This window comes from Pontibacterium sp. (assembly GCF_041587635.1).
Taxonomy (GTDB): domain Bacteria; phylum Pseudomonadota; class Gammaproteobacteria; order Pseudomonadales; family Balneatricaceae; genus Pontibacterium.
Map to the genome: position 1 here is coordinate 1 of NZ_JBFGYC010000213.1, position 6,278 is coordinate 6,278.

Here is a 6,278-nt window from a genome sequence, read left to right on the forward strand (position 1 = left end):
AAGTCTGAGAAATTGAAAAGTTCACCAAGGTCGATAAGGGATTGTTGAAAAGGCATAAAAAAATCCGATGCTGATAACAACATCGGATTTTCTACTAAACCTGCTTTTACCTCAAATGCTTAAGTGAACAGCATTGCCGCAATTGCGGGGCTTTTTGCGTTAAGACGCTCGCTGCAATCTTTTGTCTGAAGGGTAAAACTGCTAGTGTGGTTGGGTTAATTGGATTGAGATTTTGGTGACAGCGCATGAGTCGAGATGACTTTGATATTCCAGACCTGGGACCGGCGGAGCCGGATCGGGTTACACCTTCCCCAAGCAGTGCGGGTGCAGCTACTGCGTCTGAAATTCAGCATCCTCCTGTAAAGCGTAGTGGTGGATGGTTTCAGTCTTTTTTGTTGATTTTATTGGTCGCTGCCTGCTCCGGATTGGGGTACTGGGGGCTGACCATGTATGAACAGCTGCAGGCCGAGAGAGAGTCGGTAGCTGAGTTGCAAGCGCAGATGAAAGAGATGAGAGGGCTGTTGAATCTGGCGGAAACCAGTGCCCAGAAATCGGGAGATACGTTGCTGGATCAGGTTACCCGCATGAGCAAAGCTGCGCAGGAAAAGTACAAGCATTTTGATTCTGAGATCGCGAAGCTATGGGCGATTACCTATCAGAAAAACAAACCTGAGCTGGAAAAGCAGGCGAAACAGATTGCAGGTCAAAATAGTCAGCTCAGCTCTCTGGATAAACAACTAAAATCCCAGGGTGCGCAGCTGAAAGCGCAAGCAGCGAAATTTAGTGAACAGACAAAGGCGATTGCCGCCCAGACGAAAGCGCTGAATGCCGTTAAACAATCATTAGCCGTACAGCAGAAAAAGATCACTGCGATGTCCGCTGAAGTGAATAAAAGCAAGTCTTCAGTCAAAGACCTGGTTTCCGCTGACCTGAAAAAGGTGCGCTCTGAAGTGGTCGCGGCGCAGACGGCGATGCGTCTCAGTGAAGAAGCGATGACCGAAGAGCAGGCTGTATTAACTGCCTCGCTTCGCAAGCTGACAGATCGCACCGCAGCACTGGAAAATGGGCAGCGCAAAAACGGTTTGGAACGGCGCGTGAAGAATAATGAAGATGCGGTGCGTGCTTATGACGCGACACGTCGTGAGCTGAATCGGAATTTGCTGCAGATTAAGAAGAAAATTAACGAGTTACAGCTGGCTGTAGAAAAGCAGGTTAAGTAATCCCTGAGGGCGATGGTAGATGATTAAAGTTTATGGTGGTGTATTTTCCCGTGGCAGCATGGTGATGTGCGCACTGGAAACATTGGGTGTTGAATATGAAATGGTATCAATGTCGGCCCGTGATCCGAATACACAGACCGCCGAATACCGTGCGCTGAATCCTACGGGTAAACTGCCGACCATCGTTGATGGTGATCTGGTACTGTTCGAGACGCAGGCGATCTTGTTTTATCTGGCACAGAAGTACGGTAACAACCTGTTGTGGGCCGATACAGCGGAAGAGGTGGCCGACATCTATCGTTGGTCACTGTATGTGAGCAATCAGATGGAAGTGCCCTCGCTGAACTTGCTGTTACAGATGAAGTACAGCCCGGATGGCCAAGGTGATCCGGCTAAGATCTCGGAAGCGAATGCTGAATTGGACCGTTTTCTGCCAATACTGGAGCAGCGCCTGGAAGGTCGTGAGTTTGTTGCCTGTGATAAGCGTACAGTCGCGGATATTCACGGTGCCAGCGTATTAGCATGGGCCAAACTGTCTGGGTTTGATTACGATCGGTATCCAAACGTACATGCCTGGATCAAGCGTCAGTTGAAGTCTGAGGCTGCGCAACGGGTAATGGCAAAAGCAAAAGGGTGATTCGGGTGCTGAGGGGGATGATTACCCCCTTAGCTAACGCGGATTTGATCATGGCCTGTATAACAGGCAGAATAAGCGGTTTCCTCTGAATATACTTTGAACACATCCATGAAAATTCGTGCGTTCTTTGCACTGACCCTACCTGATTCCGTCGTGCGCTGGTTAGCTGACCACGCAGATACTCTCTGTGAATACGATAAGCAGGTCGAAGTAGAATGGGTTGATTCAGAGACCTACCATCTGACATTGTGTTTTCTGGGCGATATTAGTCTGGAACAGGTGGATCAGGTAGAAGCGCTGGCACGTGAGCGGCTGAAGGACAGCACCTCATTTCAGGTGCATATCAATGCAACTGACTATTACCGTGTCAGTAAGAAGTTGGCGCTGGTTGCTGCGCTACCCAATGCCAACGAAGAGATTATGCATCTGCACGATCTGATGGGGCAGGTTGCTACCGAGGCAGGTATTCCGCAGGAAGACAAAGGCTTTAGCTTTAGGCCACATGTCACGCTCGGACGCTTGCCAGGCAAGAAAAATGGATTTAAGCCGCCAGAAGCGTGGCCAGAGGTTGATCTGATCAGTTTGGCTGATTCGGTTGTCCTCTTTCAGAGTAAACCGGGGGAGCGTGGTTCGATTTATACACCACTGTTCGAAATCCCCCTGCAAGATTTGGCTTAAGCGCTTTATTCAAGCGATCCCTTAAGTTTCCCAGACATCCCAAATTAGATACTAAATTTATGCGTGCTCCTGAACTTCTGTCCCCTGCCGGGACGCTGAAAAATATGAAATATGCGTTCGCCTACGGGGCGGATGCGGTCTACGCAGGTCAGCCTCGTTATAGTCTGCGAGTGCGTGAAAATGACTTCAATATGGATAACCTCCAGACCGGCATCGATCTGGCGCACAGTCTGGACAAGAAGTTCCTCGTCGCAAGTAACATCATGCCTCATAACGGCAAGTTGAAAACCTATCTGGATGATATGCGCCCGGTGGTTGAGATGGGGCCTGATGCGCTGATTATGTCTGATCCCGGCCTGATTATGATGGTGAAGGATACCTTCCCAGATATGCCGATCCATCTGTCTGTCCAGTCCAATACAATGAACTGGGCGACAGTGAAGTTCTGGGAGCGGATGGGTATTGAGCGTGTCATCCTGTCCCGTGAGTTGTCACTGGACGAAGTGGCAGAGATCCGCCAAATCTGCCCGGACATGGAGCTGGAAGTGTTTGTACACGGCTCTCTGTGTATCGCTTATTCTGGCCGTTGTCTGTTGTCGGGTTATATCAATCACCGTGATCCGAACCAAGGTACCTGTACCAACTCGTGTCGCTGGAAGTACGACGCTCATGAAGCCAAGCAGGATGAAACGGGCGATCTGATTCCTCTCGCTCAGGAAGGTCAGGAGCAGGCAGCAGAGGCAGCGCAGCAGTTTGATCCGACGACTGATCTGGGGCTGGGTGGTCATACTGATACGCCGTACTTGCTACAAGAACGTTCTCGTCCAGGCGAATACATGCCTGCTTATGAAGATGAGCATGGTACTTACATCATGAACTCCAAAGATCTGCGTGCGATCCAGCATGTACATCGTTTGGCTGAGATCGGTGTTGACTGTCTGAAGATCGAAGGGCGGACGAAGTCTTATTATTATGTCGCCCGCACTGCGCAGGCGTACCGTAAAGCGATTGATGATGCCGTTGCCGGACGTCCGTTTGACATGGGTCTGATGGATGAGCTGGAAAATCTGGCGCACCGTGGTTACACCGAAGGTTTCTACCGTCGTCATGTTCACGATGAGTATCAGAACTACGAAACTGGTAACTCTATCGGTTATCACCAGCAGTTTGTGGGTGAGATTCTGGGCCGCGAAGGTGACATGCTGAAAGTGGATGTGAAAAACCGCTTCCAGAAAGGCGATACGCTGGAACTGATGACGCCGCAGGGCAACCGCAAGTTTGTACTGGAAACGATGCACAACAAAAAAGGTCAGGATGTTGATGTGGCACCGGGCTCGGGTCATGTGGTCAGCATCCCGATGGGCGGTGATTTCGACCCTGAGCATGCACTGCTGATGCGTGATCTGCGCGACGTTGAAACAACCCGTAAAAAATAAATATCGCGCGCCCATGGACCTGAGTAAATACAGTTTCCGGCGCGCACTGCGTCCCTTCTCTTTTACCGTTGCACTGGTGATCTGCCTGACAGGTATCGCGAGTGCAACGGTGTCTAGTGCCTTCAATAGCTTCTCCGCCGCACTGGTTTTGGCCGGTGGTTTGCTGCTACAGGCGGGTGTTAATCTGATTAACGATTACGCCGACCGTCATCAGCTTGAAACCAACAACGCGAATGCCGCTCATCTGCGCGCGATGATCCGCATCGAGCAAAACTTTCGCATTGGCCTCACATGTTTTCTATTGGCATCTGTTATCGCGCTATATCTGGTGACTCAGGTGGGTATTGAACTACTCTGGCTCGCGCTGTTAGGGATTGTCGGGGCGTTGGGATATACCTTGGAGCCAATGAACTATAAACGCCGGGGATTGGGCGTGGTGTTGGTGTTCTGGTTTATGGGCGTGCTGATGGTCAGTGGCAGTTACTTTGCGGTGACCGGTGATCTGTCTGCGACGGTGGTGTGGCAATCGGTGCCGGTCAGTCTGCTGACATCACTGTTGCTGCTTTCCAACGAGTTGCGGGACTACGAAGCGGACCGACGCGATAATATCGCGACGCTCAGTGTGCGGATCGGTTATGCGCGTGCCTCTGGGCTCTATCTCGTTCTGGTTATCGCGACATATCTTTCAGCGATTGTGCTGTGGTGGAGCGGGGCGCTGCAGTCGCTCTGGCCGTTGTTGCCGAGCTTGCTATGTGTACTCCCTTCTTACCGTCTGCTTCAGGCGGATGAAACTCAGCGTAAGACGCTGACCCCTTTGACTGGACGTCTGTTTCTGGTGTTCGGGTTGGGGTACTGTCTGGCGCTGTTTATCTGACCTGATTGTTCTTCCGCGCTGCAGTAATTAAGACTAATGCCGAGCACCGAATTACTTTCCAATTAGTGTATAATCCCGCCACAACTAATAAGCGGTCCTGTGGTGGTTGTCTGTCAATACGGTCTGAAAATACTGTATTAATAGGCGCTTCCTATCTGCCCCATGAGTGATGGGAGCAAGCCGTTACCCTAATGACAAAGAGCCAATTGGAGTGTCGCCGAATGAGTGTTATTCGCCAAGACGACTTCATCAGCAGTGTTGCTGATGCCTTGCAGTTTATCTCCTACTATCACCCGATCGATTTCGTTCAGGGCGTTCACGAAGCGTATCAGAAAGAGCAGAACCCAGCGGCGAAAGACGCGATGGCTCAGATTCTGATCAACTCCCGCATGTGTGCGGAAGGTCAGCGTCCAATCTGTCAGGATACCGGTATCGTTACCGTCTTCCTGAAAGTGGGCATGAACGTGACCTGGGACGCGAAAATGAGCGTGACCGACATGGTGAACGAAGGTGTTCGTCGTGCATACACTCATCCTGACAATGTTCTGCGTGCGTCTATTCTGGCGGATCCTGCCGGTAAACGTCAGAACACTAAAGACAACACGCCAGCGGTTATCCACTACGAAATCGTAGAGGGTGACGAGGTGGAAGTTCACGTTGCAGCGAAAGGTGGTGGCTCCGAGAACAAATCCAAAATGGTGATGTTGAATCCATCCGACAGCATTGTCGACTGGGTTGTTAAGACTGTCCCAACCATGGGTGCCGGCTGGTGTCCGCCGGGTATGCTGGGTCTGGGTATCGGTGGTACCGCAGAGAAAGCAGCAGTATTGGCGAAAGAATCCCTGATGGATCCGATCGACATCCATGAACTGCGTGAGCGCGGTCCGCAGAACCGCGTTGAAGAGCTGCGTCTGGAAATCATGGATGCGGTTAACAACCTGGGTATCGGTGCGCAGGGTCTGGGTGGTCTGACGACTGTTCTGGACGTGAAGATCATGGATTATCCAACTCACGCGGCATCGCTGCCGGTATGCATGATTCCGAACTGTGCTGCGACACGTCACACCCACTTCACACTGAACGGTAACGGCCCTGCTGTGCTGACACCGCCAAGTCTGGATGAGTGGCCGGAAGTGACCTTTGAAGTAGGTGAAAGCACCCGCCGCGTTGATCTGAACACAGTGACGCCAGAAGATGTGAAATCCTGGAAGCCGGGTGAAACCGTTCTGCTGAACGGTAAGATGCTGACCGGTCGTGATGCTGCTCACAAACGTATGGTTGAGATGCTGAACAACGGTGAAGAGCTGCCGGTTGATCTGAAAGGTCGCTTCATCTACTACGTGGGCCCAGTAGACCCAGTGGGTGATGAAGTTGTAGGCCCTGCTGGCCCTACAACGGCAACCCGTATGGATAAGTTCACCCGTCAGGTTATC

6 protein-coding genes are annotated in these 6,278 nt (G+C 51.4%); all 6 read left to right on the forward strand.

Annotated features, from left to right (window positions below; translation table 11 throughout):
- The first annotated feature begins 245 nt into the window (after positions 1-245).
- Entirely contained in the window at positions 246-1,220 is a 975-nt protein-coding gene (locus ABYW01_RS11480; RefSeq protein ID WP_372832827.1) for a hypothetical protein, read from the forward strand.
- 19 nt (positions 1,221-1,239) lie between these two features.
- Positions 1,240-1,857, forward strand: a complete 618-nt coding sequence (locus tag ABYW01_RS11485; RefSeq protein ID WP_193952876.1) for a glutathione S-transferase family protein — start codon at positions 1,240-1,242, stop codon at positions 1,855-1,857.
- Positions 1,858-1,965: 108 nt separating this feature from the next.
- Positions 1,966-2,535 carry an RNA 2',3'-cyclic phosphodiesterase gene (gene thpR, locus ABYW01_RS11490; RefSeq protein WP_193952877.1) on the forward strand — a complete coding sequence of 190 codons (570 nt, stop codon included), beginning with the start codon at positions 1,966-1,968 and terminating at the stop codon, positions 2,533-2,535.
- A 59-nt stretch (positions 2,536-2,594) separates the two neighbouring features.
- Entirely contained in the window at positions 2,595-3,971 is a 1,377-nt protein-coding gene (gene yegQ, locus ABYW01_RS11495; protein WP_372832829.1) for a tRNA 5-hydroxyuridine modification protein YegQ, read from the forward strand.
- A 13-nt stretch (positions 3,972-3,984) separates the two neighbouring features.
- A complete protein-coding gene (locus tag ABYW01_RS11500; protein ID WP_372832831.1) occupies positions 3,985-4,845 on the forward strand; it encodes a prenyltransferase in 861 nt (286 codons plus the stop codon).
- Positions 4,846-5,066: 221 nt separating this feature from the next.
- On the forward strand, positions 5,067-6,278 hold a 1,212-nt coding region (locus ABYW01_RS11505; protein ID WP_372832833.1), incomplete at its 3' end, for a fumarate hydratase.